Origin of the sequence: Pseudochelatococcus lubricantis (assembly GCF_011762225.1) — a bacterium.
GTDB classification, from domain to species: domain Bacteria; phylum Pseudomonadota; class Alphaproteobacteria; order Rhizobiales; family Beijerinckiaceae; genus Pseudochelatococcus; species Pseudochelatococcus lubricantis.
In genome coordinates this window covers 47932-74127 of the sequence record NZ_JAASQI010000011.1, presented here as the reverse complement: position 1 = coordinate 74127, position 26196 = coordinate 47932, and the positions used below count along the sequence as shown (strand labels likewise).

22 protein-coding genes and 1 tRNA gene are annotated in these 26196 nt (G+C 64.8%); 10 read left to right on the top strand and 13 right to left on the bottom strand.

Annotated features, from left to right (window positions below; genetic code table 11):
- Window positions 1-11 precede the first annotated feature (11 nt).
- Window positions 12-3422, bottom strand: coding sequence for a helicase-related protein (locus FHS82_RS18695; RefSeq protein ID WP_166955773.1), 3411 nt, complete (start codon window positions 3420-3422; stop codon window positions 12-14).
- A gap of 516 nt (window positions 3423-3938) precedes the next feature.
- The gene (locus FHS82_RS18690) at window positions 3939-4805 is read right to left on the bottom strand and encodes a DUF3108 domain-containing protein (protein ID WP_166955772.1); all 867 of its coding nucleotides are present in this window, start codon (window positions 4803-4805) and stop codon (window positions 3939-3941) included.
- 370 nt (window positions 4806-5175) lie between these two features.
- On the opposite strand from FHS82_RS18690, the gene rpmB reads away from it, so the two are divergent.
- Both rpmB and FHS82_RS18680 read left to right on the top strand, forming a co-directional pair.
- Window positions 5176-5472: a 50S ribosomal protein L28 gene (gene rpmB, locus FHS82_RS18685; protein WP_166955770.1), complete on the top strand. Its 297-nt coding sequence runs from the start codon at window positions 5176-5178 to the stop codon at window positions 5470-5472.
- A gap of 10 nt (window positions 5473-5482) precedes the next feature.
- The gene (locus FHS82_RS18680) at window positions 5483-6091 is read left to right on the top strand and encodes a queuosine precursor transporter (RefSeq protein ID WP_246225437.1); all 609 of its coding nucleotides are present in this window, start codon (window positions 5483-5485) and stop codon (window positions 6089-6091) included.
- A 133-nt stretch (window positions 6092-6224) separates the two neighbouring features.
- Here FHS82_RS18680 and cobT read toward each other — a convergent pair whose 3' ends face one another.
- The 4 genes from cobT to cpdR form a co-directional block, all read right to left on the bottom strand.
- Complete coding sequence (gene cobT, locus FHS82_RS18675) at window positions 6225-8123, bottom strand: cobaltochelatase subunit CobT (protein ID WP_166955769.1); 1899 nt, start codon at window positions 8121-8123, stop codon at window positions 6225-6227.
- Window positions 8124-8139: 16 nt separating this feature from the next.
- Entirely contained in the window at window positions 8140-9144 is a 1005-nt protein-coding gene (gene cobS / locus FHS82_RS18670) for a cobaltochelatase subunit CobS (protein WP_166955762.1), read from the bottom strand.
- A gap of 388 nt (window positions 9145-9532) precedes the next feature.
- Window positions 9533-9607: transfer RNA gene (locus tag FHS82_RS18665), tRNA-Val, on the bottom strand.
- Between the two features lie 263 nt (window positions 9608-9870).
- Window positions 9871-10230, bottom strand: a complete 360-nt coding sequence (gene cpdR, locus FHS82_RS18660; RefSeq protein ID WP_166955752.1) for a cell cycle two-component system response regulator CpdR — start codon at window positions 10228-10230, stop codon at window positions 9871-9873.
- 227 nt (window positions 10231-10457) lie between these two features.
- Here cpdR and FHS82_RS18655 point away from each other — a divergent pair, with 227 nt between their 5' ends.
- Window positions 10458-11345, top strand: coding sequence for an N-formylglutamate amidohydrolase (locus FHS82_RS18655; protein ID WP_166955748.1), 888 nt, complete (start codon window positions 10458-10460; stop codon window positions 11343-11345).
- 80 nt (window positions 11346-11425) lie between these two features.
- Window positions 11426-12406 (top strand): small ribosomal subunit Rsm22 family protein, encoded by a 981-nt coding sequence (locus tag FHS82_RS18650; RefSeq protein ID WP_166955746.1) that lies wholly within the window; start codon window positions 11426-11428, stop codon window positions 12404-12406.
- Window positions 12407-12431: 25 nt separating this feature from the next.
- On the opposite strand, the gene FHS82_RS18645 is transcribed toward FHS82_RS18650, so the two are convergent.
- The 3 genes from FHS82_RS18645 to FHS82_RS18635 form a co-directional block, all read right to left on the bottom strand.
- Complete coding sequence (locus FHS82_RS18645) at window positions 12432-12773, bottom strand: hypothetical protein (RefSeq protein ID WP_208394340.1); 342 nt, start codon at window positions 12771-12773, stop codon at window positions 12432-12434.
- A gap of 258 nt (window positions 12774-13031) precedes the next feature.
- The gene (locus FHS82_RS18640) at window positions 13032-14297 is read right to left on the bottom strand and encodes a Glu/Leu/Phe/Val family dehydrogenase (protein WP_166955744.1); all 1266 of its coding nucleotides are present in this window, start codon (window positions 14295-14297) and stop codon (window positions 13032-13034) included.
- A gap of 300 nt (window positions 14298-14597) precedes the next feature.
- Window positions 14598-15719 (bottom strand): putative B6 ABC transporter substrate-binding protein, encoded by a 1122-nt coding sequence (locus FHS82_RS18635; RefSeq protein ID WP_246225436.1) that lies wholly within the window; start codon window positions 15717-15719, stop codon window positions 14598-14600.
- A 279-nt stretch (window positions 15720-15998) separates the two neighbouring features.
- On the opposite strand from FHS82_RS18635, the gene FHS82_RS18630 reads away from it, so the two are divergent.
- Window positions 15999-16691: a DUF1007 family protein gene (locus FHS82_RS18630; protein WP_166955742.1), complete on the top strand. Its 693-nt coding sequence runs from the start codon at window positions 15999-16001 to the stop codon at window positions 16689-16691.
- Window positions 16692-16743: 52 nt separating this feature from the next.
- On the top strand, window positions 16744-17898 hold the full coding sequence (locus FHS82_RS18625; RefSeq protein ID WP_166955740.1) for a nickel/cobalt transporter: 1155 nt from the start codon (window positions 16744-16746) through the stop codon (window positions 17896-17898).
- A gap of 118 nt (window positions 17899-18016) precedes the next feature.
- On the opposite strand, the gene FHS82_RS18620 is transcribed toward FHS82_RS18625, so the two are convergent.
- Complete coding sequence (locus tag FHS82_RS18620; RefSeq protein ID WP_166955738.1) at window positions 18017-18421, bottom strand: hypothetical protein; 405 nt, start codon at window positions 18419-18421, stop codon at window positions 18017-18019.
- Window positions 18422-18494: 73 nt separating this feature from the next.
- Between FHS82_RS18620 and cysE the strand changes: the two genes are divergently transcribed.
- The 4 genes from cysE (at window position 18495) to FHS82_RS18605 (ending at window position 21077) form a co-directional block, all read left to right on the top strand.
- Window positions 18495-19331, top strand: coding sequence for a serine O-acetyltransferase (cysE, locus tag FHS82_RS18615; RefSeq protein ID WP_166955736.1), 837 nt, complete (start codon window positions 18495-18497; stop codon window positions 19329-19331).
- 330 nt (window positions 19332-19661) lie between these two features.
- The gene (locus tag FHS82_RS18610) at window positions 19662-19880 is read left to right on the top strand and encodes a DUF3126 family protein (protein ID WP_166955734.1); all 219 of its coding nucleotides are present in this window, start codon (window positions 19662-19664) and stop codon (window positions 19878-19880) included.
- 206 nt (window positions 19881-20086) lie between these two features.
- Entirely contained in the window at window positions 20087-20392 is a 306-nt protein-coding gene (locus tag FHS82_RS21505) for a DUF6949 family protein (RefSeq protein WP_377594282.1), read from the top strand.
- A gap of 157 nt (window positions 20393-20549) precedes the next feature.
- The gene (locus FHS82_RS18605; RefSeq protein WP_166955732.1) at window positions 20550-21077 is read left to right on the top strand and encodes a gamma carbonic anhydrase family protein; all 528 of its coding nucleotides are present in this window, start codon (window positions 20550-20552) and stop codon (window positions 21075-21077) included.
- 50 nt (window positions 21078-21127) lie between these two features.
- On the opposite strand, the gene FHS82_RS18600 is transcribed toward FHS82_RS18605, so the two are convergent.
- From FHS82_RS18600 to FHS82_RS18590, 3 genes are read right to left on the bottom strand one after another with little or no spacing between them, the layout of a single operon-like run.
- Window positions 21128-22240 carry an ABC transporter permease gene (locus FHS82_RS18600; protein WP_166955730.1) on the bottom strand — a complete coding sequence of 371 codons (1113 nt, stop codon included), beginning with the start codon at window positions 22238-22240 and terminating at the stop codon, window positions 21128-21130.
- Complete coding sequence (rbbA, locus tag FHS82_RS18595) at window positions 22240-25056, bottom strand: ribosome-associated ATPase/putative transporter RbbA (RefSeq protein WP_166955920.1); 2817 nt, start codon at window positions 25054-25056, stop codon at window positions 22240-22242. The genes FHS82_RS18600 and rbbA overlap by 1 nt, the downstream gene beginning before the upstream one ends.
- Window positions 25056-26126 carry an HlyD family secretion protein gene (locus FHS82_RS18590; RefSeq protein ID WP_166955728.1) on the bottom strand — a complete coding sequence of 357 codons (1071 nt, stop codon included), beginning with the start codon at window positions 26124-26126 and terminating at the stop codon, window positions 25056-25058. The genes rbbA and FHS82_RS18590 overlap by 1 nt, the downstream gene beginning before the upstream one ends.
- Window positions 26127-26196 lie beyond the last annotated feature (70 nt).

Sequence of the window (26196 nt, the reverse complement as noted above, 5' to 3'; positions counted from 1 at the left end):
GGCAAGAGCGATCAACCCTTTTCCTTGGTGCGACCTTCGAGCGCCTGCTTGAGGGCCGCGAGCTTGGCGAAGGGCGAATCGGGATCCGGGGCGCGCTCGGCGCGGCCGGAACTCTTCCTGTCCTGCCAGGACTTGGCCTGCCCTGCGCCGCCGCCGGGCCTGTCCCCCCCGTGCCGCTCCGCGCCGTGTCCCTTGCCGTGGCCGCCAGCGGCGTCCCGGTTGCGGCCGAAACGCCGGTTCTCGTCATCGCGCGTGCCGCCGGGCTGGCCGCCGTTGTTGCGCGCACGGGCAGCATCACCAAAGCGTTCGAGCCGGCGCTGGCGCTCATGCTCGCGCGCCGGGGCTGCTGCATCCCCCTCGCCCTGCGGCGCCTGTGCGGCGACCTCGCCGGCCGCGGCATCCGCCGGAGCGTGCTGGGGAGGTCGCTGCTGGCCGCGCGGATGGCCTGCACCACCACGCCCGCGCCGCTCGCCCTGCCCTTCCCGCTGACGCTGCTGGCGCGGACCATGCTGATGACGGTGCGGCCGCCAGATATCAATCTCGGCCGGTACTGCGGCCTCCTGTGCAGCCTCCTCGGCGGATGCCTCCGCCTCTGCGGGCGCGCCCGCCTGTTCCGGCTCCGCGTCGTGCGCCTCGGCGACGGGTGCCGTGGAGGCATCCTCCGTCACAAGGGTTTCAGCAAAGGCCGGTTCGGCGTCAGCGGCTGGCAGCGGCTCCGCCGCCGGTGCGGCCTCAGCCGGAGCAAGCTCCGTTGTTTCTGCAACGTCGGGCGCCGCTTCTGCCGGCGTGTCCGTGGCGGCGGCTTCAGCCGTTCCATCCGGGACGGCATCGCCTGCGACCGGCGCTTCCGCGGCCAGCTCCTCGGCGGCGTCCTGCCCGGCAGGAGCCGACGAGTCCGTTGCGGGCGCGGCAATGAGACGGGGCGCGGGCACCAGCTCCGCCGTGATGGCGGGACCCGTCCGCTTCTCGGGGACATAGCCGAGCGAGCGCAGGATGGACGCGAAGTCCTCGCCCGCGCATCCGGCAAGCGATGTCATCGCAACCGTCACGACGAAGCCGTCGCCGTCGGCGGCACCCGCCGGCGGCTCTCCGGGCGTCACGCCCGGCTTGTAGGCGATGGCGGGACGGATGAGATCGGCAAGACGTTCGAGGATGTCGACGCGCAGCACCCGCTCGCCGCAGACACGAAAGCCTGCTGCGCGATAGAGGCCCTTCGCCACCTCCGTCGACAGCTTGAACGACGTCCGGCCCGAGGCCGCGAGATGCGCGATATCGTCGAGACCCGGCTGGTCGAGGCCACCGTTCTTCAGAGCCCACAGTTGCGCGGCGAGCGCACGCGGCGCGGGCTTCAGCAACTGCGGCATGTACAAATGGTAGGCGCCGAAGCGCACGCCGTGGCGGCGCAGGGTGGCACGGCTTTCCTGATCGAGGCTCTTGACGTCCTGCGCGACGCGCGCGCGCTCCAGCACGCCAAGCGCCTCCGCAATCTGGAAGGCGACGCCCCGCGCGAGGCCGGTGATGTCCTCCGCCGCTTCCAGAAGGTCAAGAGCGCCGAGAAGCTTCGTCACATACGCCTTGATCCAGGTTGAGAGCCGCGTCTCGACCTTCTCGCGCGCGCCGCCGGCGAGCGAATCGTCGGCGATGAGCCGCAGGCCGGGCGCCAGCAGCTTCTCGCCTTCCATCAGCCTGGCGATCGCATCGCCGTTCCAGCGGACGATGCCGTCATTGGAAAGCACGAAGGTCTCGTCCGGGCTCGCTGAAAGCCGCTCGGCGCGTGCCTCGATCTCGCCCGCGAGCGCCTTTTGGGCGGCGGCGCGCAAGGCGCGCACATCCTGCCCCTCGGCTTCCGCGTCCGGCGCGAACTGGAACCCCTGCAAGCGGCCGATATGTTGGCCTTCGACCAGGACATCGCCCGCTGTGGTGACTTCGGCTTCGAGCATCGTATTCTCTCTCAGGCGTCGCATCAGGACGCTGGTGCGGCGGTCCACGAAACGGCTGGCGAGCCGGTCGTGTAACGCGTCAGATAGTCTGTCCTCTACCTGACGGGTGACGCCCTGCCAATGGGCAGGATCGCGCAGCCAGTCAGGCCTGTTCGCCACGAAGGTCCAGGTGCGCACCTGCGCGATGCGTCCGGACAGCGTGTCGATTTCCCCGTCGGTCCGGTCGACATGGCGGATCTGGCGGGCGAACCAGTCGTCAGCGATGGTGCCTGATAGCATCAGCGATTGGTAGATGGTGCCCACAAGTTCTGCATGCGCGGCCGGCGCGACCTTTCGATAGTCGGGAACCTGACAGACCTCCCAGAGTCTTTCAACCGCGCTTTTTCCCTGCGTGATGTCTCGCACCGCGAAATCGCGCGCCAGAATGTCGAGAGCGGCCTCGTCCTCGGCGATGGGCGCCCGCGTCAGCCCGGACTCGGCGGGAATTTCCGCAAGGCTGGAACGCAGATGCGAAATGGAGCGAAAATCGAGATCGGGGTTGCGCCACTGGATGATGCGTACCGGATCGAACACGTGATCCTCTACTGCTTCCACGACCTCGGCGTCAAATGCATCCGCGCGGCCCGTGGTGCCGAAGGTGCCATCCTTGAGATGCCGCCCGGCACGCCCCGCGATCTGGCCGATTTCCGCCGGGTTGAGTTCGCGGAACCCGAAGCCGTCGAACTTGCGATTCGCCGCGAAGGCCACATGATCGACATCGAGGTTAAGCCCCATGCCGATGGCATCCGTCGCCACGATGTAATCCACATCGCCGGATTGATAAAGCTCAACCTGCGCATTGCGTGTGCGCGGCGAGAGCGCACCCAGCACCACGGCCGCCCCGCCGTGCTGGCGGCGAATCAGCTCCGCGATCGCATAGACCTCCTCCGCTGAAAAAGCGACGATGGCCGAGCGGCGCGGCAGGCGCGTGATCTTCTTCTCCCCGGCGTAGGACAGCTTCGACAAGCGCGGGCGGGAGACGATGTTGGCGCCGGGCAGCAGCAGCTCCACCAGCGGGCGCATGGTGGCGGCGCCGATCACCAGCGTTTCCGCCCGCCCGCGCTGGTTCAGCAGCCGGTCCGTGAACACGTGTCCACGGTCGAAATGGCTCGCAAGTTGGATTTCGTCAATCGCGACGAAGGCAACATCCAGATCGCGCGGCATCGCCTCGATGGTGGCGATCCAGTAGCGGGCGTTCGCGGGTTTGATCTTCTCCTCGCCGGTGATCAGCGCCACGGCGTCGGCCCCCGCCCGTTCCACGACACGGTTGTAGACCTCGCGCGCGAGCAGCCTCAGCGGCAGGCCGATCATGCCGCTCTCGTGCCCCAGCAGGCGTTCGATGGCGAGATGGGTCTTGCCGGTGTTCGTGGGCCCAAGCACGGCGGTCACGCCACGGGCGCGGACACGCGGAGGCAGGGAGCGGGGTAAGGGAGACAGGGCCATAACGACTGAACGGCGAGATTGAACCGGTGGGCGGAAAAAACGAAGCGCCTTGTCAACGCATGACGACCACCTTCCTGAACGGAGCCGCCCGCAGGCCATTTCCCGCTGATCGCGATTGCTGGCCCACCCCGTGCACCACATGGCAAGCTTGAGCGCTTGTCAAGCGAAGCGACCGTGCCCCAGTTGTACTTTCGCACGGCAAACGCCCGCGCGCAATCGCGTCTGCGGCGTTATCCCTCTCGCCTTGCATCGGATTTTCCATCCGAGTCGCCTTTTCGCCTGTCAGCACGGCCCGACCGGGCGGATGGCGCCGCGGCTGAACGCGAACGGAACGAAATGCGCTCGAATCGCAGACAACGACAGAATCGACTTTTGTTCGCCTTCATGCCCCAACAATGGTATCGGGCGCCGCCCAACGCAACTTGCATTCAAGTCGATCCATCGAATCGAATGCAAGTTGCGGTAAAATATAGAATTCAGAACGCACACTGTGATTCCGTCGGAACGCCGGGCGCTTTAGTTGCTGGCGCGGAGCGCGGGGCCCGGCGTTCTTTGCGGCGCCGTGTCGGGCAGGCCGCCGGGGAAGCGCGTCGCCTCGATCACGACAAGGCCGAGCGGCGAGCGCACCGAGATGCGGTAAGGCAGGAACAGCCGCCCCTCCACCGCAGGCGCGAGCCACACTTCGATGTCACGGTTGTTTTCCATGAAATCCGTATCGGGACGGCCGGGTACGTGTCCCGAAATCGGCTTGTAGCGGCCCGAGCAAATCGCGATGGTGCCGGCATAGGCCCGTCCGTTGATCTTCTGCGCCCGGACGAAGGAGAGCGGCACGTCGAAACGGGCCGAGCCGTCGAAAAGCGGCAGCGTGCGGTTGCAGGCAGCCGGATCGCCAGCGGCCACACTGCCTGCGACGGGCATGAGCAGCGCGCTGACGGGATCGACGATATCGCGCATGTCGCCTTCGCGCAGCGGGATGCGCTGCTTACGTTCGGGAATCGGCGGGCTCACCTTGAGCGCGCGGACGGCACCGTCGGCGAGCGCCATGCGCACGCTGACGGATCTGTCGCCCGACGCGGTCGTTACCGCGAACTTCGCCGGGCGAACCATGGCGCCCGCGACGGTGCCGGAGGAACTCGCCGCCCCCTTGCCGCCGGTCATGACGCCGGCAAGCCCCGTCAGGCGGGTCCACAGCTCGACCTTGTACCGATCACCCGCCACGCTCGCCTTGAGCTGCGCGACGCCGACCTGCATGCCCATCAGCGTAATGTCGTAGCGGCTCTCGAAAGCGCCGCCGGAGTCGGCCTCCGCAGCCCACGCCGGCAACGCCGCGCAGGGGGAAGCCAGAATGCCCGCCGCCGCAAGCCGCGCGGCCAAGGCCGTCATTCTCAAGAATCGCCGCGTCATGCCTGAATCCGCTTGTTAATGGGGCCGCTCCTGGGCCGCCGAATCGGCGCCGCACTCCCCGCCGGGGAGAATCATCCGCCCAAATGTCACCACAGGATCGTCTTCCATGGATAATGATGTGTAAACACAGCCCGCCAAAATCCACCTCCCGGATGGGCACGGGCAGCGCTTCCGTGTCATGTCGATGACAAAATGATCGCACTGCCTTGACGATGCCCTGCCTCGTACACTATACACCCCAAATCTTTCATGGGACATGAGGTGTCCGCGTCCCCGGCGGTAACGTCGGGTTTTTGCTGTTTCAGCGATAGCTCGGTGCCTCGATAGCGTTTAACAAGGATAATGCGTCATGGCACGCCGCTGCGAACTGACGGGCAAGGCCGTATTGGTCGGCCATCTCGTTAGCCACTCGAACCACAAGACCAAGCGTCGGTTCCTTCCCAACCTCGTGAAGGTGACGCTGCAGTCCGACACGCTGGAACGCAGCGTGCGCCTGCGCATCAGCGCTGCGGCGCTGCGCTCTGTCGAGCACCGCGGTGGCCTCGATGCGTTCCTGATCAAGGCCGGCGACGACGAGCTTTCGCTGAATGCCCGCGCTCTGAAGCGCGAGATCGCGAAGAAGCACGCGGAAGTCCCGGTCAACTGATCGCGCGGCGATGAACGGCCTGCGCGCGGAGATGAAGCGGTTGTGGTGGCCAGTGGCTGCCATGGCCGCTGTCGTCGTCGTCTCCAACATCGCCGTCCAGCACCCGTTCACGCCGTGGGGCCTGCAGGATTATCTGACCTGGGGCGCCTTCACCTATCCGGTTGCCTTCCTCGTCACGGATCTGACGAATCGCCGGTTCGGCGTTGCTGCTGCGCGCCGGCTCGTCGCCGTCGGCTTCTGCATTGCCGTCGTGATGTCCGCGTTCCTGGCGGAGCCGCGAATCGCCGCTGCTTCCGGCATCGCCTTTCTGGTTGGCCAGTTGCTCGATGTTTCGGTATTCAACCGGCTGCGGCGGTTGGCATGGTGGCGGGCCCCCCTCGCCTCCGGTCTTATCGGATCGGCCATCGATACGGCGCTGTTCTTCTCGCTCGCCTTTGCCGGCGTCGTGACGGACGTTGCTTCCTATAGCATCTTGGGCTTCAGCCTATACGCGCCGGTCTGGGTGGCTTGGGGGGTGAGCGATTTCATGGTCAAGGTCGCCATGGCACTGCTGATGCTGGTGCCTTACGGTGCCCTGCTGCGCATCGTGCTGCCGGTGGAGCAGCCGCGCAAAGCGTGACCGGCGGGCGGGCGGCAGGGTAGCCAATAGTCCTCCCTTGTGAAAATTTGCATGCAGTTCCGCAAACAGAAAAGTCCGGCCTTCACGGCCGGACTTTTTGATTCTAACGATCTGTGCCGCGTGCGCGGGCCGATCAGCCCGCGCGCCTGCGTTGGCCGGTGCGGCGCTGAGGCTGGCCGTGGCTTTCCTCGAAGAGTTCAGCCAGCTTGTCTGTCATCACCCCGCCCAGCTCCTCGGCATCCACGATGGTGACAGCGCGGCGATAATAGCGCGTCACGTCATGGCCGATGCCGATGGCGATCAGTTCTACCGGAGACCGGGTCTCGATCTCCTCGATGACGGCGCGCAGATGCCGCTCCAGATAATTGCCCGGGTTGACCGACAGCGTCGAATCATCCACCGGCGCACCATCCGAGATCACCATGAGGATGCGGCGCTGCTCCGGCCGGCCGAGAAGCCGCTTGTGCGCCCAATCAAGCGCCTCGCCATCGATATTCTCCTTCAGCAGCCCCTCGCGCATCATCAGGCCGAGATTGCGCCGCGCGCGCCGCCACGGTGCGTCCGCCGACTTGTAGATGATATGGCGCAGGTCGTTGAGTCGGCCAGGTCCGGGCGGTTTACCCGCCTGCAGCCACGCCTCGCGCGACTGCCCGCCCTTCCATGCGCGGGTGGTGAACCCCAGAATCTCGACCTTCACCGCGCAGCGCTCCAGCGTGCGCGCCAGAATGTCGGCGCACGTCGCCGCAACCGTGATCGGCCGCCCGCGCATCGAGCCAGAATTGTCGATGAGCAGCGTGACGACCGTGTCGCGGAAGTCCGTATCCTTCTCGAACTTGAACGACAGCGGCTGAAACGGGTCGATGATGACGCGCGGCAGGCGCGCCGGGTCGAGAATGCCCTCTTCGAGATCAAACTCCCAGGCGCGGTTCTGTTGCGCCAGCAGCCGCCGCTGCAGCCGGTTGGCGAGGCGCGCGACGACACCCTGCACATTCGCTATCTGCTTGTCGAGATAGGCGCGCAGGCGCGTCAGCTCGTCGGAATCGCACAGCTCCTCCGCCGCGACGATTTCATCGAAGCGGGTCGTATAGGCCTTGTAGGCGATGGTGCGCGCCTCATCGATCGCCGACTGGGGCGGATTGCGCGCGGCGCCCGCCTCCTCCGCGTCCGACGATTCGCTTTCCTCGGGCAAATCGCCGGAGGGCGCGTCCTCGACCTCCGTGGAGCCCTCCTCCATGTCGTCGGAAGCGGCCTCCATGGCGTCGATGCGCGCCTGTTCGGTGTCGGCGCGTTGCTCGGCCTCGCCGTCGCTGTTCTCTTCCTCGCCCTCTGCCTGGTCCTCGCTGCCCTCATCGCTCTCGTCAGGGTCGAGATTGGCGTCGTCCGCCATATCGAGCGCGGCGAGCAGCTCGCGGATGTTGCGCGCGAAGGCGGGTTGGTCGCCGATATTGGTCAGGAAGCGGTCGAGGTTCTTGCCGGCCTTGGCCTCGATCGAATCCCGCCAGAGTGAAACGATCTTTTCGGCCGCCTTCGGCGGCGGAAGCCCGGTCAGCCGCTCCCGCACCATGAGCGAGATGGCGTCTTCGACGGGGGCGTCGGCGCGGTCGGTAATCTCCTCGTAGCTACCCCGGTGATAGCGGTCTTCCAGCATCGCGGAGAGGTTGTCGCCGACGCCGCTCATGCGCCGGGAGCCGATCGCCTCCACGCGCGCCTGCTCGACGGCGTCGTAGACGGCCCGTGCGGCCGCCCCTTCGGGAGCGAGCTTCTGGTGCACCTTCTTGTCGTGCACCGCGAGGCGCAACGCCATTGCATCGGCATGGCCGCGCATCACGGCGATGTCGCTCTCCGTCGGATTGCGTGGCGGCTCCGGCAGGCGCGCGCGCTCTTCCGTCAGCGCCGGCCTGTCGACGGAGAAGGTCACCTCAAGGTCGCGCACCCCCGCGATGCCGCGCAGGGCGCCAGCGACCGCCTGCTTGATCGGTTCCGTCGTTTTGGACGGGACGTTGTTGCCCGGCCTGCGGTTGGTGGTGGTCATCGCGATCCGTGGTACCTCACGACAAGGCGACGTTGGCGGCGGATTCCGGCAGTTCCTTGCCGAAGCAGCGCTGGTAGAACTCCGCCACGAGCGGGCGCTCCGTCTCGTCGCACTTGTTGAGGAAGGTGAGGCGGAAAGCGAATGCGAGGTCGCCGAAGATATCCGCGTTTTCCGCCCAGGTGATCACTGTGCGGGGGCTCATCACAGTGGACAGGTCGCCGTTGATGAAGGCGTTGCGCGTCAACCCGGCGAGTCGCACCATGCGGTTGACAGTGTCGCGCCCCTGGGTGTTGCGGTAATGGTGCACCTTGGCGACAACGATCTCGACTTCCTTGTCGTGCGGCAGGTAGTTAAGCGTGGCGACGATCGACCAGCGGTCCATCTGGCCCTGGTTGATCTGCTGCGTGCCGTGATACAGGCCGGAGGTGTCGCCAAGGCCGATCGTGTTCGCCGTGGCGAACAGACGGAATGCGGGATGGGGGCGAATCACACGGTTCTGGTCGAGCAGCGTCAGCCGGCCGGACACTTCCAGCACGCGCTGGATGACGAACATCACGTCCGGGCGACCCGCGTCATATTCGTCGAACACCAGCGCGACGTTGTTCTGCAAGGCCCACGGCAGGATGCCGTCGCGGAACTCGGTCACCTGATGGCCGTCCTTGACCACGATGGCGTCCTTGCCCACGAGATCGACGCGGCTGATGTGGCTGTCGAGGTTGACGCGCACGCACGGCCACTTGAGCCGGGCGGCAACCTGCTCGATATGGGTGGACTTGCCGGTGCCGTGGTACCCGGTAATCATGACGCGGCGGTTGCGCGCGAAGCCGGCGAGGATAGCGAGCGTCGTCTCGCGGTCGAACAGGTAGTCCGGATCGAGGTCCGGCACGTGCTCGTCCGCTTCCGCGAAAGCAGGAACTTCGAGATCGGTATCAATGCCTAACACTTCCCGGACGGAAACCTTCAATGTCGGCAGCTTCAGATCGGCGTCGGGGTTGATCTTGTTATTCGTTGTCGCTTGCATAGGTCCTCGCTCCCGCGCGGGTGGCCCAAATGGAGCCCAACAAGGGGAGCCCAAACAGGGCGGTGCAAAAATTGGCCCGACTCAGGGCCCGCGCGCATGACGGGACGATAACGGACCCGGCAGGGGCCGCCAAGTCCCCAACGTCCTCAAATAGCCACATAAAAGTTGCAGCAGCCATGCATCGTACGGATATATTACCGCACTTCAGATGTAGAAACGGGCTTTTTCACGATGCTTCCGAAATACGGATAGCAGCCTGCCGCACCCGGCCTGCTTGTTCCATAAGCGTCGCATGCAGAATATTTAATATCAATTCTGAATAATGGCACCTGGCGTACTATGCAAAAATGGGAACCAACCGGCCTGACCAGTTGATTCCCATTCAGAATGGTGGGCGCGACAGGGATCGAACCTGTGACCCCTACGATGTCAACGTAGTGCTCTCCCGCTGAGCTACGCGCCCATGCCCCTTGCAGAAACCTGCTTCGGAGAAAAGGTGTATGGCTTCATACTGATTTTCAGAAGCGGATCAAGCAAAAAAGCGTATCCGTCGAAAAGGTATGAAACGAACAACGCATCTAGTGAATGCGCTGCGGTGGCGGCGGAACCGGTGCGCCACGTCCATGGACATGGGCTATAGCCCGGCTGCCACGACCATGCAAGCTGCGAAATACGATTCGCCGGCAAAGCTGTGGAAAGCTCGCCGGAGAGCCGCTGGCGCGGGCTTTACGCCACGAGGAGCTTCTCGACCTCGCCGACGAGTTCGCGCAGATGGAAGGGCTTGGAGAGCACCTTGGCATCCCGCGGCGCCTGGGAATCGGGATTGAGCGCCACGGCGGCGAAGCCGGTGATGAACATCACCTTGATGTCCGGATCGAGTTCCGTGGCGCGCCGCGCCAGTTCGATGCCGTCCATTTCCGGCATCACGATATCCGTCAGCAGCAGTTCGAACGGCTCTTCCCGCAGCCTGTTGTAGGCGGAAAGGCCGTTGTCGTAGGAGGCCACGTCATAGCCCGCATTCTGCAGGGCTTTGACGAGGAAGCGGCGCATGTCGTTGTCGTCTTCTGCAAGAAGGATCTTGTTCATGGCAGGTCTTGAGACTCTTCGCCCCTGTTGCGGCGATCTGGGTTGCGGCGGATGGTGCTCTGGCAGTCGCCCGGAACGGGTGATGACCCGCCTGGTGCTGGTCCCATCAAGCAGCGACGATCGTAAATTTGGTGTGAAGGCGAACGCCCAAACCGCCTCATTCCGCCTCGGCGATGGACACAGGAGCGCAAAAACGTCACTATGTGGCAAAAGAGCACTGGACGGCCATGCAACAGAGCATAAGTGATTTCAGCCCGCCCTTCACCATTTACGAGCCTGTCAGGCACCTGTCGCCGGTGGTTTTCAATGTGCCTCACGCGGGCCGGATCTATCCGCAAGCCTTCCTCGCAAGCTCCCGGCTCGGGCCGCTCGCCCTGCGCCGTTCGGAGGACGCCTGGGTCGACAGGCTCTTCGCCCACGTGACGCAACTCGGCGCGCCGCTGATGGTGGCGCATTTTCCGCGCGCGTTTCTCGACCTCAACCGCGAGCCCTACGAGCTCGACCCCCGCCTGTTCGCGGAAAGCCTGCCGGCGCACGCCAACGCGCGCTCCATGCGGGTAGCCGGCGGACTTGGGACGATTCCGCGCATCGTGGGCGACGGGCAGGACATCTATCCCGGCCGGATACCCCTTGAGGCGGGCCTCAGCCGCGTGGAAACACTCTACAAGCCCTACCATCGCGCCCTGCGCGCCCTTCTCGACCGCACGGTGGCGCAGTTCGGCGCCGTGGTGCTGGTCGATTGCCACTCGATGCCCTCGCCAGCGAACGTGGCGAGACACGGGCCGCCGCCGGATGTCGTACTGGGCGACCGGTTCGGCATGAGTTGCACCCCGGCGCTCGTCGGCTTCATCGAATCATGCCTCCGGATTCACGGGTACCGGGTGGCCCGCAACAAGCCCTACGCCGGCGGTTTCATCACCGAGCACTACGGGGAACCCGCCATCGGTCGCCACGCGCTGCAGGTGGAAATCAACAGGGCGCTTTACATGAACGAGACAACGCTTGAACCTGACGACGGCTTCATCCGGCTGGCACAGGACCTTGCCACCGTTTCGGCGGCGCTGCTGCGGGCGGCGCCCGGGCTGGTCATGCCGTTGCATCATGCGGCGGAATAGGGCAAACGAAGGGCCCGGCTCCGGCCGGACGATCCCGGCGCAAGGCGCCTGTTCTGCTCGAAGGCGCTTCAGGGCCTGCCATGGAATTGCCCCCTCCCCTGCGGCGCGCCGTCGATGCCGCTCTCGAACGCCAGCCGGTCGCCGAGCTTGCCCGATCGGCGGCCGCGCTGTCGGCCCGCTACCGGGCGGAAGTCCGCGACGGCCACTATCATCTCGGTGACGACCGGGCGGCACTTGCCTACCTGGCCACGCGCCTGCCGGCGACCTACGCGGCCATCCACTCCGCGCTGGAAATGGCGGCACTGGCGCTGCCCGAATTCGCCCCGGAAACGCTGCTCGACGTTGGCGCCGGTCCCGGCACCGCGCTGTGGGCGGCGGCCGATCTGTGGCCCTCCTGTGCGGATGCCCTGCTGATCGAGGGCAGCGCGTCCATCCGCCAGTGGGGTGAACGGCTGTCGCAGGAGCTGACGCTCGACGTGACATGGCGCGCGGGCGACATCCTCGCCGACGCCGCGCCGGACAATCCGCTGGATACAGTCCCGCGCGACCTCGTCACCATCGGTTACGTGCTCGACGAGATCTCTCCCGCGCGACGGTCCGCGCTGATCGCACGTTTGTGGGCGCTGACGGCGGGCATGCTCGTCATCGTCGAACCCGGCACGCCGGCCGGGTATGCGCGCGTGCTGGCGGCGCGCGAGCAACTCGCTGCCGCGGGCGCGCATATCCTCGCGCCCTGCCCGCATGCCCTGCCCTGCCCCGTGGTGGCACCGGACTGGTGCCATTTCTCCCGCCGCGTGGCGCGCTCGCGCATCCACCGCCTGACGAAAGGCGCGGAGGTGCCATGGGAGGACGAGAAATACGCCTTCGTGGCCGCCTCCCGCGTGCTCGCGTCGGCGGCGCCGGCCGCGCGCGTGCTCGCGCCGCCGAAGGGCGGCAGCGGCAGGGTCGTGCTCGTACTATGCCGGGCTGATGGAACCGCTGGCGAGCAGACCTTCAGCCGTCGCGACGGCGACGCATACCGCATCGCGCGCCGCGCGGCGTGGGGCGACGCCATCGGGTGAGCACACGCCCCCGTTGCGTCGGCGGTTACCAGCAGCCCCAGCGGTTGCAGCGCGGTCCCCAATAGCCCGGCCGCCCGTAGTAGCCCGGCCGCCCGTAGTAGTAACGGTCGGACCGGGCGGCGCTCGCGCCCACAAGGGTGCCGCCGACGACGCCGGCGGCCGTTCCGACCGCGACCGCCGTCGCCGCCTGGTCCGACTGGCGGCGATTCTCGGCGTAAGCCGCATTGGCGCAATCGTCGAATCTTCTCGTTCCGGGCTTCAGGCCGGCGCTCAGGCATACGCGCTCGGCGCTGTACATCGATTCCTGCGTGCTCTGGCACGCCGCCAGCGGAACCGCCAACGCGACAACCAACAAAACGATACGCATAGGAACAACCTCCCCCAACGCGCCGCCGGCACCCGTGTCGCCGGAGCCGGTCCCGAGCCGATAACGCCGCGACAGTTACATCGGATTCTTGTTCGCCGTATGTCATCTACGGTTAAACGTCAACGCGAACGGCGCCGGAACGTTCCGGGTGACGGAAAGGGCAGCTTCCGCCACCGTTTCGCGGCCCGAAAACGGAAATGGCCGGGAGAACCCCGGCCATCCATGACGCTGTCGTTACATATTTTGGCGGGCCGTATGTCAGCTCGCGAAGAACGGCTGCGTTCCGTGCGCCTCGATGGCAGCCGCAAGGCGCGACAGCGCGTGGATGTAGGCCGCCGTGCGCCATGTGACGCGCTTCTCCTGCGCGATCTCCCAGATGGCGCGCCCTTCGCGAACCATGATGGTGCGCAGCCGGTCGTGCACTTCGTCGAGCGTCCAGGAATAGCCCTGCTTGTTCTGCACCCATTCGAAATAGGACACGGTCACGCCGCCCGCGTTGGCCAGGATATCCGGCAGCACAGTGACCCTCTTCTCGGCGAGGATCGCGTCCGCCTCCGGCGTGATCGGCCCGTTCGCCAGTTCCAGGATGACCTTCGCCTTGATGCTCGCAGCGTTGCCCTCATGGATCATGCTTTCGAGCGCCGCCGGCACGAGAAGGTCGGCATCCACCGCGATGAGTTCGTTGGCGGAGATCTCCCGGTGGCCTCTCACGCCGGCGGTCGAGACGACCGACTTTCCGTCGGCCTTCGCCTTGATCAGCAGATCGACGTCAAGGCCGTCCTCGGAATAGACCGCACCGGCGGAATCCGATACCGCGACGATGGTGTTTCCGTCCGACGCCAGCAGCGAGGCAATATACTGGCCGGCATTGCCGAAGCCCTGCACGGCCACGCGGGTGCGCCCTTCGAGGCCGAGTTCGCTGGCAAGATCGCGCACCAGATAATAGCCGCCGCGCGCGGTCGCATCCCCGCGCCCGACCGAACCACCGAGCGCGATCGGCTTGCCGGTGATGACGGCGGGCGAAGCCTGTCCGACGATCTGCGAATACTCGTCGGCCATCCAGCCCATGATCATCGAGTTGGTGTAGACGTCGGGTGCCGGGATGTCCCGGTCCGGTCCGACGATGCGCGCGAATGCCTGGATGTAGGCACGGGACAGACGTTCGAGTTCGGCCTTGGAGAGCTTGCGCGGGTCGACGCTGACCGCCCCCTTGCCTCCGCCGTAAGGCAGGTTCATGACGGCGCACTTGAACGTCATCCAGAAGGCGAGAGTTTCCACCTCGTCCTCGTTGGAATCGGGGTGGAAGCGGATGCCACCCTTGGTCGGGCCGCGCGTATCGTCATAGCGGCAACGCCACGCGAGAAACGATTTGCGCGAGCCGTCGTCCATGCGAATCATCAGACGAACCTTCGTCGTCTCGCGCGGGTATTTCAGCTTCTCGATCACGTCGGGGTCAACCTGCAGGTGAGTAGCGGCTTCGTCAAGACGGACGAGGGCGAGATCGAGAAGGCCGGGTTGAGTCATCGTAGCTCCTGAGGATTCTGCTGATGTCGAGTGAATCGTGTGCAACAGACCATATTTTCGGCACACGCTGCACATCATCTGTGCATGCCTCAAAGAAATAATATGCTGCGGCTGTCAAGCAGAAAAATACAATATATATGTTCCAGATATCGATTCTGACATTTTCTGCATGGGTTTGCGGAAAATGTCGCGCCCTCCGGCGAAGCCGGTGCCGGTATGGCTCGTCGCCCAAAAATCTTCCGATTCACGCCATCTTCCGGCAGTGAGTCTCACCGGCGTATCGCAATGTCGCCCGGACCCTCAGGGCGTCCGCGGAGAGGCGTTCACCAGCGCATGCACCGCTGCGGCGTCGAAGGCCGGCTTGATCGCGATCCTACCGTCGACGATCTCCTGCCGGATCGCCTCGATTTGCTGCCAGACACCATCGGGGATGTGTGGTGTCTTCAGCAGCGACACGGAGCCGTCGGCGAGGCGGATGCCGTAGTTCTTCTCACCGAACCGGTCCGCCTTCACATCCGCGATCATGGCGGCAAACACCGGCTCAAGGTTCCAGACGACGGAGGACAGCAGGTGCCCCTTGTCGATGCCGGATTTGTCGCCGATCACGTCGATGAAGAAGACCTTGCCGCCATCGACTGCCTTCGCCGCCTCGATAGCGGCGAGCATGCCGAAGCTCGAACCGTTGCCCTGCCCCAGAATGATGTCGGCGCCCGCTGCGATCACGGTTTCCGTCACCCGGCGCGCGCCGGCTGCGTCGCTGTAGGCGGCCGGGCCGATCACCGAATAGCGGATGACGATGTCGGGCTTTTCCGCGCGTGCGCCTTCGATGAAGGCGGCGGACTGGCTGTTCCATCCTGGCGGCTCGCCGGAGGTCACGATGCCGAGAATGCCGGTGCGTGTGAGCTTGGCGGCGAGACGGCCGGCCAGATAGGCCCCCTCGTGGCCGCTCGCCGTGTAATCGGCGACCTTCCCGGGCACGCGCGCGTCCGGCCGGTCGGTGATCGCCACCGGGACGCCCGCCTCGGCGCCGATTTCCGGCGCCGCCGTATTGTAGCCGCTGGCATGGGCGATCAGCAGGCCCGCGCCGTCCTCGGCCAGCTCCCGCAGCACGGGACGCACGTCGCCGTAGCCGAGATTTTCAGCCACCAGCACTTCGACACCGGCAGCGCCGCCGGCCGCACGCGCCGCCTGCACGCCCTGCTGGTTCCAGCCGAAATCGGACGCCGCCTCCGGCGTCAGGATGGCGATGGCCTTGAGGTCCGCCGCTGAAACCCGCGTCGGTGCCGCCCAGGCCAGCACCGCCCAAGCCAGCACCGCGAGCGCCATGGCCGAGAGGACCGCGCGGCGAATCGGGCGATGGGAGGCCGCGCGCCCCTCCGCCGGCAAGGTCGGGACAACCGGGAGCAAGAGCTTGTCGTGCATGGCGTTTTCTCCGGCCGCAGAGGCGGCCCATCAGGCATCGTGCGGATCGCGCAGAAGCGTTTACAGGACTTGTGTCATATGAAAATCCAGCCTCGTCATAAAATCCAGCCTCGCCATGCGGATCGCCGCAATTTTTCGGCCCCTGCACCGGAGATGCCTTCCGGGAAGGCACGGCGGGACGGTATAAGCTGCATGGCGAGTCGGCTGCCACAGGAGCGCCGCATAGCCTGTGCATCGTCCTGCAGGTTGCGCCGAACCATGGGAGACTGGCGGGAAGCAATGCACGAGAACCTCCAACGACGGCGCGCCGCCGACCGCACCCTGCGTATCGCTGCCGCGTGGATCGTGGCCGCTTTGGCCGTCGCGGCGGCATTCCAGCCGCCTGCGGCGCTGGCTCATCCGCATGTGTGGGTGACAGCGCGGGCGCAATTCGTGTTCGCGCAGGACAAGCTGACAGCCATCCGCCATAGCTGGACGTTCGATCCCGCCTATTCGCAATACGCCACGCAGGGCCTCGATACCAACGGCGACGGCAAGCTCGACGCCAGCGAACTGGAGGAACTTGCGCGCATCAATATCGATGGGCTGTACGAGTTCGATTTCTTCACCAAGGCCAAGGCGAACGGCAAGCCCGTCACCTTCAAGACCGCCACCGACGCCTCGCTGGAGTTCGTGGACGGTTCGCTGATCCTGCATTTCACCCTGCCCGTCGATCCCCCGGTCGCGGCGGGCCGGGCGCTGTCGGTCGAGGTCTACGATCCCACCTATTTCGTCTCGTTCGTCTTCGCGCCGGGGCAGGATGCCGCCACGGTCGTCGGTTCGGCCGGCACCTGCGCCGTAACGGTCACACGGCCCAAGCAGACGGATTTCAACGAGCAGCAGGCGCTGTCGGAGGCGTTTTTCGAAGCCTTGACGACCGCCTCCACCTTCGGGCAGGATTTCGCCACGCGGGCTGTTATCGCCTGCCCCTGAAACCAAGGGTTTTCTGCCCCTCCCGGCTGTTGCCGGCAGGATACAGAGGTTCATGAGCGATACGATCTTCGCAACCGCCGGCTCCTCCAGGGACCGTCCCGCCTGGCATGCGCTGCTGATTCGGACGGCCGTGGTCGTCATCTCCCTCGTTGTCGTGGTGGGCGCGTATGCGCTGCTGTCCCGGCTGTGGCCGTCGCCTGCCGACATTCCGGCGCCACGTCACCCGTTCGGGGCGGGCCTGCAGGAAACCGCACCGGCGCCCACCGGTATCGGCGGGGCGATCATCGCCATACAGTCCGTGTTCTACACGCGGATGGTGGGTGCATTGCGGGCTTTTGCCAGCGCCTCTTCCGCCACCGCCGGCATCACGGCGTTGTGGACATTGGCCGCGCTGGGGTTCGCCTACGGCATCTTTCACGCCGCCGGGCCGGGGCACGGCAAGGCTGTGATCTCAGGCTATCTGGTCGCGGACGGCCGGCGTTCTCTCCGGCGCGGGCTGGCGCTCGCCTTCGCCTCGTCGCTGCTGCAGGCGCTGTCGGCCATCGCCATCGTGGGGGTACTTGCCGTTTTCCTCGATGCCACCGCGAGCGCCATCAATGCCTCCGCCCGGCTGATCGAGCAGGCGAGTTTCGGGCTCGTGGCAATTGTGGGCTTCGTGATCCTCTGGCGCAAATCCGGAAAACTGCTGGCGTTCTTCCGGCCGCCGGCGCCACCCGATCCCTTCGGAAACCTGCCGTTCCAGCCTGCGGAGACCGCCGTCTCCGGCCGCTTTCTGGCGCAGGACGCCGATGCCGCGCCTGCCGCCTGCGACCATCCGTCATGCCGGACGGCCGGATGCTGCGATCACACGCACCTGCTCACGCCAGAGGAAGTCGGGCGCCTGCACTCGTTCCGCGAGATGGCGGCGGTCACCTTCTCGGCCGGGCTGCGCCCCTGCACCGGCGCGATCATCGTCCTCGTGTTCGCGCTGTCGCAGCGGCAGTTTGCGGCGGGCATTGCGGCAACGCTTGCCATGGCGCTCGGCACTTTCATCACCGTCGGCACGCTCGCCTGCCTCGCCGTCTATGCCAAGCGCTTCGCCGTGCGGCTCGCGGGGACGAACAACCGCCGCGGCGCGGGCGCCGTCGCAGCGCTGGAAGTGCTGGCAAGCGCGCTCGTCGCGGTTACGGGCATCGTCCTGATGCTCGGCGCCTATCAGGCGGGCTAAAGCAATCTCAGCAAAAGCGGGCCCCGCTTCTGCGTTCGAAACTGCGTAAAAACAAAGAGATAGATCATTTTGCGTTTCAATGAAACGTAGAATTGGTCTGGACACTGTTAAAGCGTTTTCAAGCAAAGTGGATACCGGTTTGCGTGAAGAAAGCGCGTAATATCAAAAACTTATAGCATTTCGGCGTTTCAATGAAATGTCGAAATGCTATAGCGGCCACGGACAGAATGCGGCCGTACCTTGTTCGCCGCGCCGGATCGGGAAAGTCAAAATGCACCATCCGCGCTGTTTCGCCGCCGGTGTGGTGGCGTTCACGTTCTTTTTTCTCTAAAAGAGATTCCAGACTGTCGCGGCGGTTCTCCACGGGAGCACGGGTGAGCCGCCGATGCGCGGCGTGTGATGTCCACAAGGCATCGCATTGCTTGTCGAAAGGGACCTGAGGGATATGATGGTGCGCCGGAGATGGCGGCTGGGCGCGAGTGCGTCGGGGGAGATGATGAGAACTGTGTGCAAGCAGGATCAACGCTGTTGTTGTCAGCGCTTTTGCTGACGCTTATCCGTGATTTTGACCCGCTACAGGACTTTCGGAAATTCCCATGACGCATTCGGAACAGATTTCAACCGCCGCCGGCATCGCGCTGACCATCGCCGATCCCGTGTGGCTGCGGCTGCGCCGGGAGGCGGAGGCCGTTGTCCGGCGGGAGCCGTATCTGGGCGGCGTCATCGCAGGCTCCATCCTCAACCATGCCTCCTTCGAATCCGTGTTGGCGTTCAAGATTGGCCAGCGCCTCAACCACCCCACCCTGCCGGGAGAGCTGATCACCCAGGGTTTTCTGGCCGCCGTGGCGGATGATCCGGATCTCAGCACGACAATCCGCGCCGACGTCCTCGCCGTGCTGGACCGCGATCCCGTCTGCACGCGGGTCATCGAGCCCGTCCTGTATTTCAAGGGCTTCCACGCGCTCGTCACCCATCGCCTCGCCCACTGGCTCTGGCAGAAGGGCCGGACGGACTTTGCCCTGCATCTGCAGAGCCGTTCCTCGGAGGTGTTCCAGACGGATATCAACCCCGCCGCACGCTTTGGCCGCGGCATCTTCCTTGATCACGCCACCGGCTTCGTCGTCGGCGCGACGGCGGCGATCGGCGACAACGTGTCCATCCTGCAGGAAGTAACGCTTGGCGGAACGGGCAAGGAAAGCGGCGACCGCCATCCGAAGGTCCGCGACGGCGTCCTGATCGGCGCCGGGGCCAAGATTCTCGGCAATATCGAGATCGGCCCGGGCGCACGAATCGCCGCTGGGTCCGTCGTTCTTCATCCGGTGCCCGCCAACGCCACGGTTGCGGGCGTTCCGGCGAAGGTCATCGAAACGGCACGCTGCCCGGAACCGGCACGCAGCATGGACCAGATTCTGAGGGATCTGCCGGACGACTGAAAACGTCGAGCCGGAGGCGAATGCCGTTTCCCGGAGACATCGACCTCCTGAACAAATGGATGGAACGGCAAGGCGGCGCCCGTCCGATTTCCGTCGCCTGCCGCTTGTTCGTCTCCCTGCCGGAAGGCCAGCAGAGCGCAGGCCGGGCCGCTTTTCGAGGATCAAACCCAGCGCCATCGTGAATTGACTTTTCCTCAGGGTTGCGGCGCGAGCCTGCCCGATCTATCAAACGCGGGATTTTCCACCCGGCGACGCCCGTCATGGGGGCGATCGCCTGGCGGAGGACCTTCAGGCATCAACCAGACATCATACACAAGAGACCAGCCAATCATGGACAAGCAAGAAATTCAGAAAGTAGAGCAGTTCCTGCGCCGGACCTTCTCGAACCACTCCATACGTGTCGTTGCCCGGCCGAGAAAGAAGGATTCCGCTGAAGTCTATATCGGTGAAGAGTTTATTGGCGTTCTGTTTGTCGACGACGAGGACGGTGACAAGTCGTATAGTTTTCAGATGGCTATCCTCGACACAGATCTGGACGACGAGGAATAGAAACCACGTATATTGAACCTGTCGATGTTCACTTGTTATCATAGGGTGACAAAAAGAGTAAAGAATCTTTCACTCTCCCAAACACCCTATGGTGGTGATGTTTTTTGATCACGCTTTAAATGCAATGTTCTCCCGCTCTCTGTAGCTGTTGATGTAGTTATTGGCTGACGTTATTAATCCGCCCTTATTCAAGCTGGGTGGCACATATGTCAGAAATTATCTTTCAAGCTTTCGCTCTAGGCCTTTCGTTTTCCGGACTGATTTGCAGTTGTTTTGAATATATGACAGGTCGGCCGGCCAACTTCGGGCTCATGTTTGCCCGGGGAATGCTACTGGCCTTCTATTTTCCGCTTCTGGTATTTTCCGCTCCCTATATCCTGATACGCAATGCATATCGGGCTTTTCACAACCTGCAGGTGCGGCCCAGTTCACTGATACTCGTCTGTATAACCGCCGTTGTCTGGAGTATCGTATGCGGACGCATCGTGCTCCTCGTTCTGCCAACGGTCTGAGCTTCTCCTTTCCTGCGGCCTTTTTCGTACCCTGCAACGGTCTTCCGTCCCGTCACGATTGCGCTGAAACCCTTGCGTGACCGGCGGAAATATGCGCAACTTCGCAGGATCGGGGGGCGTGGGCAGTGGGCAGGCTCCCCGCTCGGGGGAGAAGAAAATGCCGGCCTACAGTTTGGGAGACGCAACGCCGACGTTGCCGAAAGAGGGTCATTTCTGGATCGCGCCGACCGCTTCCGTCATCGGAAACGTGACGCTCGGCTTGGATGTCGGCATCTGGTTCGGAGCAGTCTTGCGTGGTGACAACGAACCCATGACCATCGGGACCGGCACGAATATTCAGGATAATGCCGTTCTGCATTCGGACCACGGCAGTCCGCTCACGATTGGCGACGGCTGCACGATCGGCCACAGCGCCATCGTTCACGGCTGCACGATCGGCAACAATTGCCTGATCGGGATGGGGGCGACGGTGCTGAACGGCGCGCGGATCGGTGATAATTCGCTGATCGGCGCCAACGCGCTCATTACGGAAGGCAGGGAGTTCCCGCCCGGTTCACTCATCGTCGGCGCGCCGGCCCGTGCCGTCAGGGGCCTCGATGAGGCGGCTATAGAGGGGCTGCACGCCTCCGCACGTCACTATATCGAAAACTGGAAGCGCTTCTCCGCGAGCCTCGTGCGGGTATAGCACCGGAGGCCGATGATATAACCGGGTGTCGGCCGGCCTCCGGGCCGCGGTTACTTCAGCGACTTCCGGAAGCGGCCGAGCGAGAAGCTGAACAGCACCAAACCGATCAGTATCAGCGCCATAAACTGCGGCCATACGATATCTAACGTCGCGCCGCGGTACAGAATGGCTTGCGCCAGCGAAACGAAATGGGTCGTCGGCGCGGCCTGCATGATGAACTGCACTTCCTCCGGCATACTCTCGCGCGGCGTTGTGCCTCCAGAGAGAATGTTGAGCGGCAGCAGTGTCAGGATCAGCAGCAGCCCGAACTGGGGCATGGAGCCCGCTAACGTCGCGAGGAAGATGCCGAGCGACGTGGTAGCGAAGAGATGCAGCGCCGCTCCTGCGAGAAACAGCGGCACCGATCCCTCGATCGGCACAGCCAGAAAGCCCTGCACGACCAGCGCCAGCGAGGCCGCCGCCGCGACGAGCACCACCAGCGCCATGGACCACACTTTGCCGACCATGATCTCGAACGGCGTGATCGGCATCACCAGCAGATGCTCCACTGTGCCGTGCTCCCGCTCACGGATAAGCGCCGTGCCGGTGAGAACGATGGAAAGCATGGTTACGTTGTTGATGATTTGCACCACAGATCCGAACCAGATCTTGTTCAGTTCCGGATTGAACCGCGCGCGCATGGCGAGATCGACCGGCTGCTCGCCCGTGGCGCGGTAACGGGCGGCGAACTCGTTGACCTCCGCCGTGACGATGGTCTGCACGTAGCCGCTGCCCGAAAAGGCTTGCGACATACGGGTCGCGTCGACGTTCAACTGGATGACGGGCTGGCGTCCGGCCAGCAGATCGCGTTGAAAGTCAGGCGGGATATTGAGGGCGAAAGTGTCGCTGCCGGCGTCCATGCGCCGGTCCATCTCCGACCGCGTAATCAGCTCCGGCGGGGTGAACAATGGCGGATAAAAGGCGCTGACGATTCGTGTCGAGAGCGGCGAGCGGTCCTCGTCGACGATGGCGATCGGCGCCCTGTTCAGCGTCTCCGGCATTGCGGTGGCGGCCGTGTAGACCGATAGCGTGAAGGAATAGACGATCAGTACCAGCAGCACCGGGTCGCGCGCAAGGCCGCGCAATTCCTTGATTCCGAGCTGGATGATGTTGGATAAACTCATCAACTCGCCTGCTTCTTCAACAGAACGGCGCCAAGGCCGAGGAGGACAGGGATTGCGATCAGCAGCGGCCAGAAGGCATGCGAGAGATCGGCGAAGCCGAGCGCCTTCGAGAAGGTGCCGCGCGCGATGGTGATGAAATGGGTTGTGGGATAGATATGCCCGATGAAAGCGCCTCCCCCTTCGAGCGACGATACGGGTTCCGTCAGGCCCGAGAACTGCACGGCCGGCACGAGCGTCAGGATTGACGTGCCGAAGATGGCGGCGATCTGGCTGTTCATGAAAGTCGAGATCAGCAGGCCCATGCCGGTTGCGGTGATGACGTAGAGAAAGGCGCCCAGCGTCAGCGCCGCGAACGAACCCTTCAGGGGAACGCCGAAGAAGAAAATTGCCAGCGATACCAGAAGGATAAAGTTGAACATCGCCAGCAGCACGTAAGGGAGTTGCTTGCCGAGCAGGAATTCGAGCCGGGTTGTCGGCGTCACGTAAAGGTTGACGATGGAGCCGAGTTCCTTCTCGCGCACAACGCTGAGGGCGGTCAGCATCGCCGGTATCATGAGCAGCAGAAGCGGGATGACGGCCGGCACGATCGCCGGAAGGCTTTCTACATCAGGGTTGTAGCGGTAGCGTATCTCGATGTTGAATAACGCGGCGGACGTCTGCGCACCCGCCGCACGGCTCGCCCTCTCCTGCAGCCAGCGCTGGTGCATACCCTGGATGTACCCCCGGACCGTCTCGGCCCGCTGGGGCATGGCGCCGTCGTACCAGACGCCGATCGAAACCTGCCTGCCACGCAGGACGTCGCGGCCGAAACCGGGCGGAATTTCGATGGCGAGCGCGATCTCCCCCGCCCGCATCCGACGGTCGAGATCGGCGTAGTCGGTGATCGGCGGCCGCTCGACGAAATAGCGGGAGCCAGCAATATCAAGGCTGTAGCTGCGGCTGATGGTCGTCTGATCATGATCGAGGACGGCGAAGGTGAGATTCTCGACGTCCATGCTGATGCCATAGCCGATGATGAACATCAGCAGCACACTGCCGACCAGGGCGAGCGTGGCACGGATCGGATCACGGCGAAGCTCCAGCCCCTCAAGCCGCGCGTAGCTGAACATGCGCCGGAAGTCGAACAGGCTCGCACCGGAATCCCGTTTTGGATCAGTCTGTTGCGTTACCGCCGGGGCCGACGGAGGGTCCGCTTCCGGGATATTTTCAGCCATGACGGGGGGCACAGGCGCATCGGCCGCCGTCCCCGCTCCCGCCTCCTCCAGATAGGCGATGAACGCATCCTCCAGCGTCGCCGCGCCGCGTTTTTCGACAATGGCCGCCGGGGTGTCGCTGACGAGCACCTTGCCCGCATGCATGAGGGAGATGCGGTCGCAGCGCTCGGCCTCGTTCATGAAATGGGTCGAGATGAAAATCGTCACGTTGTCGTTGCGCGACAGGTCGATCAGCTCCTGCCAGAGCGCGTCGCGGGCCACCGGGTCGACGCCCGAGGTCGGCTCGTCCAGAATGAGGATTTCCGGACCATGGATGAGCGCTACCGCCAACGACAGCCGCTGGCGGATACCGAGCGGCAGCGCATCGGGCAGGACGTCCATGACGTCCTCCAGATCGAAGCGCCTCGCCATCTCCTGGATGCGGCCGGGAATGGCGGCGAGGGGCAGGTGGAACAGACGCGCGTGCAGATCGAGGTTTTGGCGCACGGTCAGTTCGACGTAGAGCGAAAATGCTTGCGACATGTAGCCGACGCGCTTGCGCACCGCCATGTCGTGCGGGTCCACCTGCTGTCCGAACAGCTTCGCGATACCCTCGGTCGCCGGCAGCAGACCGGTGAGCATTTTCATGGTCGTCGTCTTGCCGCAGCCGTTGGAGCCGAGGAAGCCGAAAATCTCGCCCTGCGGAATGCTGAAGCTGACGTTGTCGACGGCGGTGAAATCGCCGAAGCGCATGGTCAGCCCCTCGGCCTCGATGGCGAGCGTCTCGTCGGGGCGATGCGTGCGCGGACGCAACTCGACCTTGTGGTATGTGGCGCGGCTCTCCTCCGGCAGCAGGGCGATGAAGGCTTCGTCGAGCGTTCCGGCACCGGTGCGGCGCAGCAGATCGCCGGGCGCGCCGACAGCGAGGACGCGGCCGGCATTCATCGCGGCGAGCCAGTCGAAGCGCGCGGCCTCCTCCATGTAGGCGGTGGCGACGATGACGCTCATGCCCGGCCGCTCGCGGCGGATATCGTCGATCAGATCCCAGAACTGGCGGCGCGACAGCGGATCGACGCCGGTGGTGGGCTCGTCGAGAATGAGCAGATCGGGATCGTGGATGAGCGCGCAGCACAGGCCGAGCTTCTGCTTCATACCGCCCGACAGCTTGCCGGCGGGACGGCTCGCAAAGGGCGCAAGCCCGGTGCGGCCGAGCAGCCGCGCGATGCGTTCCTCACGCTCGCGCCGGTCGTGACCGAACAGCCGGCCGAAAAAATCGATGTTCTCGAACACCGAGAGATTAGGATAAAGATTTTTGCCAAGGCCCTGCGGCATATAGGCGATTTGCGGACAAACCCGGCTGCGGTGGCGGGCGCTCGCGATGTCGCCGCCAAGCACCTCGATCTGCCCCTGCTGCACCACGCGCGCGCCCGCCACAAGCGACAGCAGGCTGGACTTGCCGACGCCGTCAGGCCCGATCAGGCCCACCATGCAGCCCGCGGGGATATCGAGGGTGATGTTGTCGAGCGCCAGCGTCTTGCCGTAACGCAGCCCGACGTTGACGAGCGAGGCGACAGGCGGCGTGGCGGGGAACGCCTCGGCCGGGACCGGGCTCTCGCGCGTCATCACGGGCTGACCGTCTTCTGCAACGCCTCGGGCCACTGGGCATCCGGCCGCAGCTTGACGTAGGCGAGGCCCGGCAAGCCCGTCTTGACCTGCTCGATGTACTTGCGCAGCAGGTCAGGCGAAATCTGCGCCCGGATGCGGAACATCAGCTTCTCCCGCTCGACCGCCGTCTCGACGGTCTTGGGGGTGAACTGAGCGACGTCGGCGACGAAGGAAATCTTGGCGGGCAGGACATATTGCGGCGCGGCATCGAGCACGATGCGCGCCTCCGCGCCGAGCGCGAGCAGGCCCGCCTGATCGGTGGGCAGGAAGAAGGTCATATAGACGTCGCTGAGGTCGACAAGATTGAGCACCCGCCCGCCGGCCGCCAGCACCTCGCCGACCTGGGCGACCAGAAACTGCACTCGCCCGTCGCGTGGCGAGGTCAGCACGCTGTCGGCGATATCAGCCTCGATCTTCTCGATGGTCGCCCGTGCGGCATCCACGGCGGCCTCCGCGCCGACCACCTGCGATTCTGCGGCCAGAATGGCAGCCTCGGCAGCGGCAAGCTGCGCCTTCGCCGCCTCCAGCGCGGCCTTCGCGCCAAGCGCCCGTGCGCGGTCGTCGTCCAGCGTCTGCTGGGAAATGTTGTCGCGGACGATGAGTTGCTCGGAGCGGGCAAGTTTTTTGTTGGCGGCGTCAAGCTCCGCGTCGCGCTGCGCGACGACAGCAACCGCCGCCGCCTGTTCCGCCCGGCGCTGCGCGACCTGATTCTTCGCGGTCTGGACGGCGATGATCGCCTGCTGCAACTGCGCCTCGGCCTGACGCTTCTGGGCCTGCAACTGGTCCGTGTCCATGCGGGCAAGGATCTGGCCGGCGGTGACGAAGTCGCCCTCGCGCACGAGAACTTCCTTCACCCGGCCCGCCGCCTTGCTGGCGACGTCGATCTCGGTGGCTTCGATGCGGCCGTTGCCGCTGGCGATGCCGTCCGGCAGCGGGGCCGGCTGCAACTTCTTCCAGCCAAAATAGGCGGCGGCAGCCAGCACGAGCACAATGCCCACCGTCAACCACTTGCGCGATCCCTCGCTCATGTCGCCCCCTTGTTCCGCGACGCCACCGTGACGCCGGATAGTGCCGGCGCGCAACCTATCACGCAGCCGG

What these genes read in the sequence shown, in the direction of transcription:
- FHS82_RS18695 (WP_166955773.1), bottom strand. Translation starts at nt 3,422, where the DNA reads ATGGCCCTGTCTCCCTTACCCCGCTCCCTGCCTCCGCGTGTCCGCGCC.
- FHS82_RS18690 (WP_166955772.1), bottom strand. Translation starts at nt 4,805, where the DNA reads ATGACGGCCTTGGCCGCGCGGCTTGCGGCGGCGGGCATTCTGGCTTCC.
- rpmB (WP_166955770.1), top strand. Translation starts at nt 5,176, where the DNA reads ATGGCACGCCGCTGCGAACTGACGGGCAAGGCCGTATTGGTCGGCCAT.
- FHS82_RS18680 (WP_246225437.1), top strand. Translation starts at nt 5,483, where the DNA reads ATGAACGGCCTGCGCGCGGAGATGAAGCGGTTGTGGTGGCCAGTGGCT.
- cobT (WP_166955769.1), bottom strand. Translation starts at nt 8,123, where the DNA reads ATGACCACCACCAACCGCAGGCCGGGCAACAACGTCCCGTCCAAAACG.
- cobS (WP_166955762.1), bottom strand. Translation starts at nt 9,144, where the DNA reads ATGCAAGCGACAACGAATAACAAGATCAACCCCGACGCCGATCTGAAG.
- cpdR (WP_166955752.1), bottom strand. Translation starts at nt 10,230, where the DNA reads ATGAACAAGATCCTTCTTGCAGAAGACGACAACGACATGCGCCGCTTC.
- FHS82_RS18655 (WP_166955748.1), top strand. Translation starts at nt 10,458, where the DNA reads ATGCAACAGAGCATAAGTGATTTCAGCCCGCCCTTCACCATTTACGAG.
- FHS82_RS18650 (WP_166955746.1), top strand. Translation starts at nt 11,426, where the DNA reads ATGGAATTGCCCCCTCCCCTGCGGCGCGCCGTCGATGCCGCTCTCGAA.
- FHS82_RS18645 (WP_208394340.1), bottom strand. Translation starts at nt 12,773, where the DNA reads ATGCGTATCGTTTTGTTGGTTGTCGCGTTGGCGGTTCCGCTGGCGGCG.
- FHS82_RS18640 (WP_166955744.1), bottom strand. Translation starts at nt 14,297, where the DNA reads ATGACTCAACCCGGCCTTCTCGATCTCGCCCTCGTCCGTCTTGACGAA.
- FHS82_RS18635 (WP_246225436.1), bottom strand. Translation starts at nt 15,719, where the DNA reads ATGCACGACAAGCTCTTGCTCCCGGTTGTCCCGACCTTGCCGGCGGAG.
- FHS82_RS18630 (WP_166955742.1), top strand. Translation starts at nt 15,999, where the DNA reads ATGCACGAGAACCTCCAACGACGGCGCGCCGCCGACCGCACCCTGCGT.
- FHS82_RS18625 (WP_166955740.1), top strand. Translation starts at nt 16,744, where the DNA reads ATGAGCGATACGATCTTCGCAACCGCCGGCTCCTCCAGGGACCGTCCC.
- cysE (WP_166955736.1), top strand. Translation starts at nt 18,495, where the DNA reads ATGACGCATTCGGAACAGATTTCAACCGCCGCCGGCATCGCGCTGACC.
- FHS82_RS18610 (WP_166955734.1), top strand. Translation starts at nt 19,662, where the DNA reads ATGGACAAGCAAGAAATTCAGAAAGTAGAGCAGTTCCTGCGCCGGACC.
- FHS82_RS21505 (WP_377594282.1), top strand. Translation starts at nt 20,087, where the DNA reads ATGTCAGAAATTATCTTTCAAGCTTTCGCTCTAGGCCTTTCGTTTTCC.
- FHS82_RS18605 (WP_166955732.1), top strand. Translation starts at nt 20,550, where the DNA reads ATGCCGGCCTACAGTTTGGGAGACGCAACGCCGACGTTGCCGAAAGAG.
- FHS82_RS18600 (WP_166955730.1), bottom strand. Translation starts at nt 22,240, where the DNA reads ATGAGTTTATCCAACATCATCCAGCTCGGAATCAAGGAATTGCGCGGC.
- rbbA (WP_166955920.1), bottom strand. Translation starts at nt 25,056, where the DNA reads ATGACGCGCGAGAGCCCGGTCCCGGCCGAGGCGTTCCCCGCCACGCCG.
- FHS82_RS18590 (WP_166955728.1), bottom strand. Translation starts at nt 26,126, where the DNA reads ATGAGCGAGGGATCGCGCAAGTGGTTGACGGTGGGCATTGTGCTCGTG.